This window comes from Polynucleobacter sp. AP-RePozz3-80-G7 (genome assembly GCF_018882145.1).
Lineage (GTDB): Bacteria > Pseudomonadota > Gammaproteobacteria > Burkholderiales > Burkholderiaceae > Polynucleobacter.
In genome coordinates this window covers 715,505-729,903 of sequence record NZ_JACVPC010000001.1, presented here as the reverse complement: position 1 = coordinate 729,903, position 14,399 = coordinate 715,505, and the positions used below count along the sequence as shown (strand labels likewise).

Here is a 14,399-nt window from a genome sequence, read left to right as displayed (position 1 = left end):
CCTCTTACTCAATTTGACATCGATCGATGCCATATCCGTTTTATATCATGCCGCAAAAACTGTGTCGAAGATTTTGAATTATTTTTAAATAGCCAAGTCTGGGCACCTGTTTTCGGGGTTTGATGAAAAGGAATCCCCAAGCCTTGATAGCGTGCCGTGACATCTGGATGTGGATGCCCATAACGATTGCGATAGCCATTTTGTGCAAAAGCCTGATGAGGCTCCAATCTTTGAAGGAGCGCCAAGGAAGAGGAGGTTTTGCTGCCATGATGTGGTGCCATAAAAATTAATTCTCTATCGCCAATTTCATGCAACATTTTTTCATCTAAGCGCTCGGTAATTTCTGCTTCACCTTGCTTTTCAACATCGCCTGTTAACCAAATCGAGCTTTGTTGATTGCGTACCTCAAGCACACAACTCATTTCGTTAGGCTTCCCAGGATATTGATCAGTAAATACTGTCTCTTCATGAGGGTGCCAGATGACAAACTCGACACCGTCCCATTTCCAGCTCTGACCGAAGCGACAGGGAAGGGCTGGAATCTTTCTTTTATATAAATTTTGAAGTAGTGGATTAGCGCTGGGTAAAGATCCCATCATCAAATCAAATTGAATACTCTTCAGAAGTGTTGCAGCCCCACCAATATGATCACTATCGCTATGACTAATTACCATCAGATCAATGTGATTAATTCCCTTGCCACGTAAATAGGGGAGAATCACTCTCTGACCTGCATCATCTTTCTTGCCTTGAATAGGCCCTGTGTCGTATAACAATTTTCTATTAGCGGTTTCGATGAGAACTGCTGTGCCCTGACCAATATCAAAAACGCTAGCCCTAAACTCTCCTTGAGCGCGATAGGCATCTCCAAATAATTGGCTTGGCCAAAAAAATAAGGGGCCAGATAAACAGATGCCAAGCAATCGACCTTTCCACGTTTCACCAATCGGACCAGGTCGAATTGCATACACAATTCCGCATCCAGCAATCACCAGCATCCACCACTCAGGCTGCTTTGACCAAGCCACAGACCAACTCCAGCTCGCCATCCACTCCAAGATGACTGCAAGATATTCCATGGATGCATGCGCCGGCAATAAGAGCCAGCGGCCGATAAATTCCGGAAGTAAGGCGCCGGCAATTGCCAGCGGAGTCACGATATAACTTACCAGCGGAATAGCAAACGCATTTGCCAATGGTGAAACAATTGAAATTTGGTAAAACCAATACAAAGTCAATGGCAGCAGCGCCAGTGTGACAACGGCTTGGACACGACATGCCTCACGAAGGGCTTGCCCGATGCGATACATCCAATGCGTTTCTAATTCTTTACCCGTAGGGATGCCCAATAAACCAGACGAATCCCCCATGGCATAGAGTATGGCAGCCACTGCACCGAAAGATAACCAAAAGCCTGGTGTGTAGGGCGCCATAGGATCAATGAGCAACACGAATGCCAGGGCCCACCACCAGATATCAAAAGAACGTGGATTTCGGCCAGTCCATAACGCAAATGCCACCACCCCAACCATATACATCGTTCTTTGCGCCGGAATCTGAAAGCCCGCCAACCACGCATAGATAAAAGCAGTTACAAATCCCGCTACTGCCGCTACCTTGCTGACTGGAGCAATCAGAGGCCAAGTGCGTCTACGCCATATAAATGCAGCACATGAAGCACCAACACCCGCCAACATAGTTACATGAAGCCCAGATATAGAGATGAGATGCCCAATGCCCGTTGCATTAAATACTTGCCAGTCATCTTGATCGATGGCGTTCTGATCACCCATTACCAAAGCAATCAAAACACCGACATACCTTGCATCATCCGGCAGCATAGACTGAATCTTTTTTCGCAGATGCCATCTAGCAAGCTCCATACGTAACTCAAGCTCTGTCCAAAAGATATCTTTATCCAGCAATAACTCCCCAGACCTTACTGATCCACTAGCTCCAAAGTCTTGATGAAAAGACCAACGCTCAAAATCAAAGGTATGTTGATTTAAGGAACCATAAGGACGCTTTAGCTTTGCCATGATCCTCCAGCGCTGCCCAGGAATTACCTCTGGAATTGCTTGAGGATTTCTCCAGGCAGGCTGCCAACTCAAATAGATTCTCTCTGGAAAGTGATTCAGGGCTTCTTTTCCAGAGAAGGCCTCATCGACCTCAAAGGCAAACTTGGCACCCGATGAATTACTTTGCGGCAATGCTACAACTCTTCCCTTGAGCGTTAACTCTTTGCCCTCCAACTCTGTGGCGAGAACATTCTTTAAGCGATTTTCAGCATACAAAGCATTCCATGCAAACCCCACTACAAATAGCAGGCCAATCACTGCAAATTTCTTAAGAAGAGATCCTTGATTAGAAAGCAGGATTGTCAGCAAACAAACTACGCTAAAAGTAATGCAGGAAATGAGCCAATATTCTGGCAATTGCGGCAAAAACAAAAGGAGTAATCCCCCGGCGATGAATGCCGTAATAGCTAATCGCAAGTAATTAAGAGGCTAAGTTGAGACTTGAGAGCTGAGGAATACCTGCGCAGAGGGCAGACCAGCGTGGCAACACTTGCATTGCATTAGCCCATACCGCCGAGGTAAATTCAGCGTCACTTACACCCCTAACTAAGGCGAGTTCTTTTGCAATCCGCGGCAGAAAGGCGGGCTCATTAAAAGCAGTGCCCTCCCCCCTAAGCCATGCCGGCGGGATGTCGGGAGAATCTGTTTCAGTCACAATACTGTCAAGCGGCAACTCTTTTAAAAGTCTGCGGATTTGTAAAGCGCGCTCATACGTCGCGGCTCCTCCAAATCCCAATTTAAATCCGAGTTCAATAAATTGCTCGGCCTGCTGAAAGCTGCCATTAAAAGCATGCGCTATTCCGCCAGGGATATTGCGGCGACGTAAAGCCTTCAGAATCGTATCCTGAGAGCGACGCACATGCAGAATTACGGGCAATTGATATTTCTGAGCCAAATCCAATTGCGCATTGAAAAAGAACTCCTGCTTATGAGGGTCTAAATCCTCTACAAAATAATCCAAACCAATTTCACCGACACCCACAAAGCGAGGATCAGATAGGGATTCGACAATTCTTTTCTCAAGTGTTTCCATGTCGCCCTCTTGGGCTTGATTGGTATAGAGCGGGTGTATTCCTAGGGTATAAACCAAACCCGGGATTTGTTGACTATATTGATGGGCTAACTCTCTAACATGAGCACAGTCTGCCACCTTCACAGCGGGCAATAGTATTGCTTTAACGTTTTTTTCAGTGGCCGCCTGAATAATTGTCGGCAATGAAATCGCAAACTCAAGAGCGTCTAAATGGCAATGGGTATCGATCCACATGGGATGTCCACTCACACTGAGAATGGCTTTAATACTCCACGCTCTAAATGCAAGATCCGATCACAACGCTTGGCGCGCACCGGGTCATGCGTCACAATCACAAAGGCTGTGCCTTGATCTCGAGCGATGTTCAACATCAAATCAAATACGCCGTCTGCAGTCTCGGTATCGAGATTGCCTGTTGGCTCATCCGCCAGAACGCAAGCGGGATTACCAACCAAGGCACGAGCTACTGCCACACGTTGACGTTCTCCTCCAGATAATTCACCTGGAGTGTGGAGTTCACGTGCAGCCAAGCCAACCGCTTTAAGCATCTTGCTAGCGCGATCCATTGACTCATCATTACTAAGGCCACGAATACGCAAAGGCAAAGCCACATTCTCTGCAGCACTGAATTCGTCTAAGAGATGATGGAATTGATAAATAAACCCAAGACTATGGTTACGCAGCTGATCTAACTTCTTCACTGATAAGTTATTTAAGTTAGAACCAGCCAACATGACGGAGCCAGCGCTTGGAGTATCTAAACCACCCAATAAGTGAAGCAAGGTGCTCTTGCCAGAACCTGAAGAACCGACAATAGCCACCTTCTCCGATGTAGAAATATCCAAATCAATCGCTTTTAATACCTCTACGCCAGTGGGTCCTTGACCATAGGTCTTAGCTAAGCCCCTGGCCTTCAGCACTAAGGTATTTAAATCACTCATAGCTGAATTACTCATAACGCAGGGCCTCCGCAGGCTGGACCTTGGCAGCACGACGACTTGGGTAAAGGGTCGCTAATACAGAAAGACCAAATGCCATTAACCCCACTGTCAGCACATCACTTGCCCTAACATCAGAAGGTAATTCGCTAATGAAATACACCTCACGCGGCAAGAACTGCACATGGAAAATGGCCTCAATGACCGGCACGATGACATCAATATTCAGCGCAATCAACAGACCTAATGCAACACCAACCAAAGAGCCTAAAAGACCAATCGCCAATCCCTGAATTAAGAATATTCTTTGAATGAGTCCAGGGCTTGCACCCATAGTTCTCAGAATGGCAATGTCAGCTTGCTTCTCGTTCACCGTCATGACTAAGGTGGACACCAAATTAAATGCGGCTACGGCAATAATTAAAGTCAGAATGATGAACATCATCTTTCTTTCAGTCTGAACTGCTGCAAACCAATTCCGGTTAGATCTTGACCAATCAGTGACCCAAAGCGCCTGAGGAACAATCGCTGCTAACTCATTAGCGACTTCTGGGGCCCGCTGCATATCATCCACCTTGACGCGCAGACCAGATGGATCATGTAGGCGTAACAAGGCAGCAGCATCCTTCCAATGCATGATGGCTAGAGAGCTGTCGTATTCATAATGACCGCTATCAACAATGCCGACTACCTGCAAAGTACGCATCCGCGGCATAGCACCTGCTGGAGTTAAATCACTTTCAGGAACAATTAAATTAATACGATCGCCGACATGTGCACCAACAATAGCTGCAAGTTGTGCGCCCAGAGCAACACCAAAACTACCGGGCTTTAGATCATCAATATTGCCGGTAACAAATTGTTTTGGTAAATCCGAAACCTTACCTTCTTCGCTAGGCAAGATGCCACGAATAGCAACGCCGCGCATTACCCCTTCGCGAGTCAATAAACCTTGCGAAGTCACCATGGGTGCCACACCAATAACGTGTGGTTGAGTTGCAACCTTCAGCGCCAGTGGCTCCCAATTTGCCAAACCATCAGGAGCAGTAATTTCCACATGAGATAGCACCGACAACATGCGATCACGCACTTCCTTTTGGAAACCATTCATCACCGAAAGAACCACAATCAGCGCAGCAACCCCTAAAGCGATACCAGCAGTAGAAATCCCAGAGATAAAGGATAGGAAACCATCGCGCTTTCCCACGGTCTTACGACGCTTGGATCGGGTGTATCGCAGGCCAATTTCTAGCTCAATAGGAAGTCTCAACATAGCCACAGTTTAGTGAATCGCGCGGACAAACTGATGGAATACTTAAATGCCACCTAAAATCAGGGGAATGACTGCGAATTTCACCTCCCCCAAGGCCCCGCTACGCCGCTTCACCCTGATGCTTTCAGGGGAAGATGCCTTGGATGAGCTCGAAAGTAGAGATAGCCCCCACAAGGGACTACCTCATGAGCGCTTTTTGCTCGGCGAATTACTCCCTCTTGCACCGATCTTACTGCTCGGACAAGCCAATCAAGTCGTTAACCCAAACGAAGTCATTGCCTGCTTACAACCCATTCATCTGCATGCCACTCGAGATCACCTCATTTTGATGGGTCAAAACCAGATTGATCTGACCCCGGAAGAGTCAGCCGAGCTTCTTCAAGCAGCGCTACCTTTTATTGAAGAAGATTTTCAGGGTTCCGTACTTTTTCATAACCAGCATTATTGGTTTGTTCCTGCCGGCCCATTTTCTAGCCTAGCAAGTTACAGCGTGGATCAAGCTCATGGCCGAAATATTGATTGGTGGATGCCGCGTGATACTCAAGAAGAAGGCATCGCGAAACGATGGCGCAAACTGCAAAATGAAATCCAAATGCTTTGGCATATCGGCCCCGTCAATGAAGAGCGCGGACAACGTGGCATGCCCAGCATCAACTCAATCTGGATTAGCGGTATCGGTAAGCTCAATGATGTTCAAGCGCCTGTACTATTAAAACAATCGCAGCGCCTCATCGGCTCACACCCTATACTGGCTGGTCTATCAAGGCTATTAAACCTTCCACACGAAATCGTTGTAGATGAGAAATCTTTGGTTGGTTCATTTGCCTGGCTTGATCAACCGGAAACTGATTGGCCACTGTTAAGCGCAGCACTGCATAGCATGCAATTAGATGAGGTTGTCATCATTGACTTTCCCAAGGGTAAAGTTCGTGAACGTATTTTCACCGCTACAGATCTCAATAAAAGATCTTGGGCCTTCTGGAAAAAAGCAGAGCCTCTGACTTGGAAGGAAATTAGTCAGTCATGAGTTACGCATGAATTTCATATGAGCTTATTTTCACAACGTCCTTTCTCAGAACGCACTGCTACCTGGTTAGCGCAGAGTGGCTTACACCCACTACTGGCTAGACTCTATGCCGCTCGAGGCCTGCAATCTCCAGAAGAACTCTCGCTCGATTTAAAACAACTGATTTCACCAGTTGAACTAAAGAATTGCATCAGTACCGCCTCTTTACTCGCTGATATACTTGAGAAAAAAGAGCCTATGCTGATCGTCGCAGACTATGACTGTGATGGCGCAACCGCTTGTGCTGTTGGCCTGCGGGGCCTACGCATGCTCGGCGGACCTGACACCCCAATTCAGTTTCTGGTTCCGAACCGCTTTACGATGGGGTATGGCCTCACGCCTGAGGTTGTTGAGTTAGCAGCACAGCAAACGCCTAAACCGAAATACCTGATCACTGTCGATAACGGCATTGCTAGTGAGGCTGGCGTTGATCGTGCTCGTGAATTGGGTATGGAAGTGATTGTGACCGACCATCATCTACCTGGAGATAACTTACCGAAGGCGCTGGCAATCGTTAATCCCAACCAACCAGGTTGCAGCTTTCCAAGCAAAGCTCTTGCTGGTGTTGGCGTGATGTTTTATGTGCTGGTGGCATTACGCGCTGAACTTCGCAAGCGCGGAAAATTAACCAATGAAACTCAACCTAAAGTAGAAAACCTCCTCGACCTTGTTGCCTTAGGAACAGTTGCTGACGTAGCACAACTCGATCGCAACAATCGAGTATTAGTTTCTAATGGCTTGAAGCGTATCCGCGCTGGGATATCCCAGCCAGGCGTTCAGGCGCTATTTCAGGCGGCAACACGAGATCCACGTAAAGCGAATACCTTTGACCTAGGCTTTGCCATCGGCCCCAGACTCAATGCTGCTGGGCGTCTAGCGGATATGACTTTAGGCATCCGCTTGCTCCTCACTGACAATATAGATGAGGCTCTTAATCTTGCGCATGAACTCGATCGCATTAATCGCGAACGCCGCGTGATTGAAACGGGGATGCAAGAAACTGCCCTCTCTCATCTTGCAGAAGATCAACTTGATGGCACTATGACTGAGCGCTCTAGCATTTGTTTATGGAATCCCGAATGGCATCAGGGAGTTGTTGGCATTGTGGCTTCACGACTGAAGGAGCGTTTTAATCGCCCAGCGATTGTGTTTGCTCCTGCCGATGGCAGCACCGGTGAAGAATTACGTGGCTCCGGTCGTTCACTGACAGGCTTTCACTTGAGAGATGCCTTAGATCTTGTTTCTAAAAAAGAGTCCGGACTGATTTTGAAGTTTGGCGGTCATGCGATGGCAGCAGGCTTGACGATTCGAAAAAGTGATTTTGAAAAGTTTGATGCGTGCTTTCAGGAGGTAGCAAGTAGCCTATTAACGGATGAGTTACTAGAGCGTCGCCATGCCCACGATGGCACGTTGGAGCCCTCTGAATTTACCCCTGAGATTGGTGATCTACTTGCTGAAGAGATCTGGGGTCAGGGCTTCCCTCAGCCCGTTTTCTATGGGGAATTCGAGATTACCCAGCAAAGCCTCATGAAAGAAAAGCATTTACGACTGATGGTTCGCCCTATTAGCGGCTCTGAACCCAAGCCGACTGGCAAACCACTCACCGCTGTTTGGTTTAACCGCACTCAAAGCCTGCCCGCTAAAGCCAAATTAGCCTATCGCCTTGTCACTGACCGGTATCAGGGTCAAGCCCGAGTACAGATCATGATTGAAGCCTATGATGAGGCGACCAGCACCTAAGGGTCGAAGGCAATAACCCCCTTATAATCAAGGGATGGAAGCTGAACAACTAAATACTATTTCGAATACCTTGTCCGATCTGCTCACCCGTGAGCAAGCTCTTCGGGGGTATCTTTGACTTCGAAGTAAAGTCACGTCGTCTTACCGAAGTTAACTCCATTCTGGAAGATCCCACCATTTGGGATGATCAAAAGAAAGCGCAAGCACTGGGCAAAGAAAAGAAATTGCTTGATGGCGTAGTGGCGACTCTTACCGATCTCAATACCAATATTACTAGCGCGCTTGAACTGTTTGATATGGCCAAAGAGGAAAGCGATTTTGAAACAATCGGCGCTATTGAGAAAGATGTTGAGAGCTATAGCAAGACTATCGGTGATCTAGAGTTCCGCCGCATGTTCCACAACGAGATGGATTCATGTAATTGCTTTATCGATATTCAAGCTGGAGCTGGTGGTACTGAAGCCTGTGATTGGGCTAGCATGCTCTATCGTCAATACCTCAAGTATTGCGAGCGTAAGGGTTACAAAACAGAAATTCTCGAAGAGTCTGATGGTGATGTTGCAGGCATTAAGAGTGCGACGATTAAAGTCGATGGTGAATACGCATACGGACATCTTCGCTCTGAAACTGGCGTGCATCGTTTGGTGCGCAAATCCCCCTTTGACTCCTCTAACGGTCGTCATACTTCGTTTGCCTCTATCTACGTGTATCCAGAGATTGATGACTCGATTGAGATCGACGTTAACCCTGCCGATATCCGCACTGACACCTACCGCGCCTCTGGTGCGGGTGGTCAGCACATTAATAAAACAGACTCAGCCGTCCGCTTAACCCACATACCAACGGGAATTGTGGTGCAGTGTCAGAACGACCGTAGTCAGCATCGCAATCGCGCTGAAGCGATGAGCATGCTGAAGTCTCGCCTCTACGAACATGAGATGCAAAAGCGCCGTGCCGAACAAGATAAGTTAGAAGCCAGCAAGACCGATGTGGGTTGGGGACATCAAATCCGCTCCTACGTCCTTGACCAAAGCCGCATTAAAGACTTACGCACTAACGTCGAAATCTCCAACACTCAAAAAGTATTAGATGGCGATCTCGATGCCTTTATTGAAGCCAGCCTAAAACAAGGCGTGTAATAACTAACACCCATTACTGCACCACTATAGATATGAACGATAAAACCCATTTAGATAATGCCCCAGCTACTGAAGTAGTTGATGAAAATCACATCATTGCGGAGCGTCGTGAAAAACTGGCCAAGCTACGTGCTGGTGGTGTTGCATTTCCGAATGACTTTGTTCCTACTCATTTAGCGGCTGATTTACATGCTCATTACGACAGTCTGACTAAAGAAGAATTAGCCGCCAAGAAAGTTCATGTCAAAGTAGCCGGACGCATGGTTCTCAAACGCGTGATGGGTAAAGCCAGCTTTGCCACCATTCAAGATCGCAGTGGACAGATTCAGTTCTACATCAATGATGAGCTCAGCGGTGCCGACATTCATGGTGCTTTCAAGCATTGGGATATGGGAGACTTTATCTCTGCTGAAGGCAATCTCTTTAAGACCAATAAAGGTGAATTGTCTGTTGAGTGCAGCAACTTACGCTTACTCAGTAAATCACTGCGTCCGCTGCCTGATAAGTTTCACGGCCTCTCAGACCTAGAGACTAAATACCGCCAGCGCTATGTAGACCTCATTGTGAACCCAGAAAGTCGCAATACATTTAAAGCACGTAGTAATGCAATCGCATCTTTACGTCGCCATATGTTAGATGCCGACTTCATGGAAGTAGAGACACCAATGCTCCACCCTATCCCTGGTGGTGCCGCAGCGAAGCCCTTCATTACTCACCACAATGCACTCGACATGCAAATGTTCTTGCGTATTGCTCCAGAGCTTTACCTCAAGCGTTTGGTAGTCGGAGGCTTTGAGCGTGTCTTTGAAATCAACCGCAACTTCCGTAACGAAGGCGTAAGCCCACGTCATAACCCTGAATTCACCATGATGGAATTCTATGCGGCATATACAGACTATCGCTGGTTAATGGACTTCACAGAAGGCTTAATTCGTGCAGCAGCAATAGATGCCCAAGGCACTGCTGTACTAACTCACCAAGGTCGCGAACTTGATCTGAGCAAACCATTCCAACGCCTAACTATTACTGAGGCCATCCTCAAATACTGTGGCCAGTCAGGCAAAGACTATGATGCATCTCAGTTGGATGACATCAACTTCATTCGCGCTGAATTGAAAAAAGGTGGTGAGAACCCAGACGCCCCAACCCTCAAGAATGCAGGTATCGGCGCACTTCAACTTGCTTTATTTGAATTAGTTGCTGAGGAACATCTTTGGGAGCCAACTTACATCATTGATTACCCAATTGAAGTCAGCCCACTCGCCAGAGAATCCGATACCCGCCCAGGCATCACTGAACGCTTCGAACTCTTTATTACCGGCCGTGAAATTGCCAATGGCTTCTCTGAGTTAAATGATGCTGAAGATCAAGCGAACCGCTTCCGTAAGCAAGTAGAACAAAAAGAAGCTGGTGATGAAGAAGCCATGTACTTTGACCATGACTTCATCCGCGCCCTCGAGTACGGCATGCCTCCAACTGGTGGTTGTGGTATTGGCATCGATCGTTTAGTTATGCTACTGACGGATGCACCTAATATTCGCGATGTGATTCTATTTCCGCACTTGCGGCGCGAAGAAGAATAAATTCTTCAGCAAAGAAAAAGAGAGGCAACTACCTCTCTTTTTTTAACTTCTTTTTTACTGCCATACAAGCAATCACTTAATTGCCATAGACCTCAACGCCGCCTTTAATGGTTTTAAGGACCTGTATACTCTTAATATCATCTGGCGCAACCTTTAAGGGGTTTTGATCAAGAATTACTAAATCAGCCAGCTTTCCTGGTGCTAGCGATCCCTTGCTGAGCTCCTCCTTATATTGATAGGCTGCATTGCGAGTAAAGCCCTGTAGAGCCAAATACGGAGTAATCCGCTGTTCAGGCCCCAACACTGCACCAGAGAATGTCTTACGGTTCACGGCACTCCAAACCGAAAAGAGCACATTCGGGCCGGATGAAGGAGTGTCATTATGTAGAGCAAGTGTTATACCTTTTGCATTAGCGCTATTCGCAGGGCTTAAATTAGCCGCTCTTTCACCACCTAAGACCTTGTTATAAACATCACCATATAACCAGGTATCGTTTGGCATCATTACCGCCATAATATTTTTCTTCTTGTAATCATCTAACTGATCATCGCGCGCAAAGAAAGAATGGGCAATCACGGTACGACGATCTTCTGTGATGCCAGTCTCCGCAATCGTTTTACTTAAAGCAGCTAGAGTCATATCAATGCCAGCATCACCATTGCTATATCCAAAGTATTGAATATTTTTCTCGTAAGCCATCTTGGTGTACTTATCAAACAAGGCTTGTGGGTAGTAGGAAAAGCCACGCCAATCTTTTGGAAAGCCTGTGGTATCAAGATAGGGCTTGGTAAAGTAGGCCAAACGCAGTTGCGGCGCTCCATCCGTTGGCACCTGAATTCCGGCAACTTTAAATCCTCCATCTCCGTGGCTATAAACGCCAAACTGGGTATTTGGATTAGAAGCCAACATTTGATCGACGATATCGAAAGTTGGTAAAGCAATTAAATCGATAGTGACAATTTTTCTATCGATAGCTAAGCGCATATTGTGCATATCCGCAATACTGGCTTCGTAACTTTGTGCCGTTGTAAAACCATTGGAGACATAGATCTTCTCGGCTTTGCGGTAAGTTTCAAACGTCAGCTCTTGTGAATACTTACCAACCGCCTTAGCAACCGCCTCTAAATAAGGCATGCCAATCAATTCACCTGTGAGTTGACCAGTTTTAGGGTTCACCGGAATAAACCCAGATACAGCTTTAGTGGCTTTTGTAATTCCTAACTTCTTTAGGCCAGCAGAATTCACCATGCCAGTCAGCGTAGAGATATTCTCCAGCAACACCGCTTGGTTTGGAAATGCTACATCAAGATCCGCGATTGTTAATCCACCATCAGAAAGCATTGCTTCAGCGTAACCTGTACCAACAATCCAACCATTAAATACTTTCGCCTCTGAACGCAGCCTGTTAATTAACTGGGCTCTAGTCTGCGGAGGATTTCTAGAGAAGTAGGCAAGATTGACGCCGAGCGTATCTTGGGCGATTAATGCAAAGTGGCCCCAAGTGTCAATAAAGCCAGGCAATAAGGTGTGCCCTTTTAAATCCTGTAGAGCGGCATTAGATCCAGCCTGAGAAAAGGCTTCGCGCATATCACCGGCGTAAGTAATCTTGTTGTCTTTGACAACAACCGCTTCAACATACTTAGGGGTGTCCCCCTCCATCGTGAGGATGTCCCCGTTGAAGTACACGGTGGGCACAGTGACATTAGCAGCAGAAGCTAATGAAAATGTGGTTAAAAGGAGAGCAAAAAACTTATAAGTATTTTTCATAATCTCTTTATAAACCATTCAGACTAAAGAGCCTACCGACAGTAATATTGAGGGAGCCGCTTAGGTAGGCAAGCCTTTTTCGTCAAACATTCCCTCGAATAAGGCAGAGCTTAAGTAACGCTCAGCTGTATCTGGAAGCACCACCACGATTGTTTTACCCGCGTATTCAGGCTTCTTAGCCAAACGAACCGCCACTGCAGCCGCAGCACCGCAGGAGATGCCTACCAAAATACCCTCTTCTTTGGCAATACGGCGGGCAAATTCAATAGCTTCTTCATTGCTCACCTGCTCAACTTTATCAACCACCGATAAATCCAGATTCTCTGGAATAAAGCCGGCACCAATACCCTGAATCTTGTGTGGGGCAGGCTTGATTTCTTCGCCATTCAGTTTTTGCGTGATAACCGGGCTTGAGGTTGGCTCAACAGCGACTACCTCAATGTTTTTCTTCTTAGTGTTCTTGATGTAACGGGCAACACCGGAGATTGTTCCGCCAGTTCCAACACCCGCTACAAACACATCAATCTTGCCATCAGTATCTTCCCAGATTTCTGGGCCAGTGGTCTTTTCATGAATCGCTGGATTCGAGGGATTACTAAATTGCTGTAGTAAGACGTATTTGGGGTCTGACTCTGCAATCTCTTTAGCCTTAGCAACCGCGCCATTCATGCCTTTAGGACCTTCGGTCAGGACAATCTTGGCACCCAAAGCCGTAAGCAACTTGCGGCGCTCAATACTCATGGTCTCCGGCATGGTCAATGTCAAAGGGATGCCGCGAGATGCCGCTACAAAAGCCAAAGCAATGCCAGTATTGCCGCTAGTTGGCTCAACCAACTCTTTACCAGGCCCCAAAATACCTTGTTCTTGCGCATCATTAATCATGGCCACACCGATACGACACTTCACCGAATAAGCCGGATTGCGACCCTCAATTTTGGCAAGCACAGTTGCTTTAGCACCATCGGTTACGCGATTTAAACGAACTAACGGCGTCTTGCCAATGGTTTGGGAGTTATCGGTAAAGTAAGTCATCAGGATTCCTTGTTACAAAAAATGAGCTTGATAGAGATCTTAAGTGTTAAAACAATACTTGTAAAAGAAGGCATAGTTATTAGTTAAGCACTAATAATTCTATGGAATATTAAGCTTGTGACTTCTTAAAGAAGGTGATTAGCAAAACCAGCAGCAATATCGCGAACCAAACCAAAGACCACTCTGGAACTTGCAGACCAAGAATTGCCGGGAGCTTTGCAGAGCACAATCCATCGGCCTTAAATAGCCAAGGCAGCTTATTAGCCACCTGCAACTGGTTGATCCATAGCTCCAAGGGATCTATTCCACAAGATTCGGCAGGGTGAGATAAAAGCCATACATGATGGCCAGCTACCGCCACACCATACCCCGCAGCAAGCATGGCTAAGCCATGAAATAACTTTCTCAATATTGGAATGCCGGCTGCTAATAGGCATGAAATAGCGACCCCAAGATAGCCAACCCTCTGCAAAACACATAAAGGACAGGGCAAAAAACTGACGTTTTGGTATCCAACCTGCTGCAAGATGACGGCAAATATAACCAAGCTCAAACTAAAAATAGACAGGATTAGGTACGGAGTTCTTTTCATTACTAGATGATAGTCAATAGGCTACCGAACCTCTTTAAACTAGCGCTTTATTACTAAAAGTCTGATCTATATCACTTCTGAGTCCTATTTTTTGGGGGTTTAACCTCAAATTAGAGCCTCAAGAATGGGATAATTATCGTTTTGCTATCTACTAATT

The 14,399-nt window shown here is 46.6% G+C and carries 11 protein-coding genes; 4 read left to right on the top strand and 7 right to left on the bottom strand.

The genetic code is table 11. From position 1 onward, the window contains the following. Positions 1–8: 8 nt before the first annotated feature. From ICE90_RS03990 to ICE90_RS03975, 4 genes are all read right to left on the bottom strand, one after another. Positions 9–2,387, bottom strand: coding sequence for a DNA internalization-related competence protein ComEC/Rec2 (locus tag ICE90_RS03990; protein ID WP_370624638.1), 2,379 nt, complete (start codon positions 2,385–2,387; stop codon positions 9–11). A gap of 112 nt (positions 2,388–2,499) precedes the next feature. Continuing rightward, the gene (locus tag ICE90_RS03985; RefSeq protein ID WP_216191338.1) at positions 2,500–3,345 is read right to left on the bottom strand and encodes a TatD family hydrolase; all 846 of its coding nucleotides are present in this window, start codon (positions 3,343–3,345) and stop codon (positions 2,500–2,502) included. 11 nt (positions 3,346–3,356) lie between these two features. After that, positions 3,357–4,067 (bottom strand): ABC transporter ATP-binding protein, encoded by a 711-nt coding sequence (locus ICE90_RS03980; RefSeq protein WP_370624637.1) that lies wholly within the window; start codon positions 4,065–4,067, stop codon positions 3,357–3,359. Beyond that, positions 4,060–5,322 (bottom strand): lipoprotein-releasing ABC transporter permease subunit, encoded by a 1,263-nt coding sequence (locus ICE90_RS03975; protein WP_216191021.1) that lies wholly within the window; start codon positions 5,320–5,322, stop codon positions 4,060–4,062. The genes ICE90_RS03980 and ICE90_RS03975 overlap by 8 nt, the downstream gene beginning before the upstream one ends. Positions 5,323–5,368: 46 nt before the next feature. Between ICE90_RS03975 and ICE90_RS03970 the strand changes: the two genes are divergently transcribed. From ICE90_RS03970 to lysS, 4 genes are all read left to right on the top strand, one after another. Continuing rightward, positions 5,369–6,349, top strand: a complete 981-nt coding sequence (locus ICE90_RS03970; RefSeq protein ID WP_216191019.1) for a hypothetical protein — start codon at positions 5,369–5,371, stop codon at positions 6,347–6,349. Positions 6,350–6,367: 18 nt separating this feature from the next. Beyond that, a complete protein-coding gene (recJ, locus tag ICE90_RS03965) occupies positions 6,368–8,128 on the top strand; it encodes a single-stranded-DNA-specific exonuclease RecJ (protein WP_216191017.1) in 1,761 nt (586 codons plus the stop codon). A 34-nt stretch (positions 8,129–8,162) separates the two neighbouring features. Next, positions 8,163–9,267 (top strand): peptide chain release factor 2 gene (gene prfB, locus ICE90_RS03960; RefSeq protein ID WP_215321673.1). Its coding sequence is split into 2 segments (ribosomal slippage): positions 8,163–8,234 and positions 8,236–9,267, totalling 1,104 coding nucleotides; the frame shifts between segments, so codons are not numbered across the junction. A 32-nt stretch (positions 9,268–9,299) separates the two neighbouring features. Then, on the top strand, positions 9,300–10,850 hold the full coding sequence (lysS, locus tag ICE90_RS03955) for a lysine--tRNA ligase (protein WP_216191015.1): 1,551 nt from the start codon (positions 9,300–9,302) through the stop codon (positions 10,848–10,850). Between the two features lie 76 nt (positions 10,851–10,926). Here lysS and ICE90_RS03950 read toward each other — a convergent pair whose 3' ends face one another. From ICE90_RS03950 to ICE90_RS03940, 3 genes are all read right to left on the bottom strand, one after another. Then, positions 10,927–12,618, bottom strand: a complete 1,692-nt coding sequence (locus ICE90_RS03950) for an amidohydrolase (RefSeq protein ID WP_216191013.1) — start codon at positions 12,616–12,618, stop codon at positions 10,927–10,929. A 60-nt stretch (positions 12,619–12,678) separates the two neighbouring features. After that, positions 12,679–13,650 carry a cysteine synthase A gene (cysK, locus tag ICE90_RS03945; RefSeq protein ID WP_216191011.1) on the bottom strand — a complete coding sequence of 324 codons (972 nt, stop codon included), beginning with the start codon at positions 13,648–13,650 and terminating at the stop codon, positions 12,679–12,681. 109 nt (positions 13,651–13,759) lie between these two features. Then, the gene (locus ICE90_RS03940) at positions 13,760–14,242 is read right to left on the bottom strand and encodes a disulfide bond formation protein B (RefSeq protein WP_216191010.1); all 483 of its coding nucleotides are present in this window, start codon (positions 14,240–14,242) and stop codon (positions 13,760–13,762) included. Between the last annotated feature and the right edge of the window lie 157 nt (positions 14,243–14,399).

Bases quoted from the DNA above. Each gene is read 5' to 3' on its own strand.
- ICE90_RS03970 (WP_216191019.1), top strand. From the start codon at position 5,369: ATGCCACCTAAAATCAGGGGAATGACTGCGAATTTCACCTCCCCCAAG.
- cysK (WP_216191011.1), bottom strand. From the start codon at position 13,650: ATGACTTACTTTACCGATAACTCCCAAACCATTGGCAAGACGCCGTTA.
- lysS (WP_216191015.1), top strand. From the start codon at position 9,300: ATGAACGATAAAACCCATTTAGATAATGCCCCAGCTACTGAAGTAGTT.
- ICE90_RS03985 (WP_216191338.1), bottom strand. From the start codon at position 3,345: ATGTGGATCGATACCCATTGCCATTTAGACGCTCTTGAGTTTGCGATT.
- ICE90_RS03950 (WP_216191013.1), bottom strand. From the start codon at position 12,618: ATGAAAAATACTTATAAGTTTTTTGCTCTCCTTTTAACCACATTTTCA.
- ICE90_RS03975 (WP_216191021.1), bottom strand. From the start codon at position 5,322: ATGTTGAGACTTCCTATTGAGCTAGAAATTGGCCTGCGATACACCCGA.
- ICE90_RS03940 (WP_216191010.1), bottom strand. From the start codon at position 14,242: ATGAAAAGAACTCCGTACCTAATCCTGTCTATTTTTAGTTTGAGCTTG.
- recJ (WP_216191017.1), top strand. From the start codon at position 6,368: ATGAGCTTATTTTCACAACGTCCTTTCTCAGAACGCACTGCTACCTGG.
- ICE90_RS03980 (WP_370624637.1), bottom strand. From the start codon at position 4,067: ATGAGTAATTCAGCTATGAGTGATTTAAATACCTTAGTGCTGAAGGCC.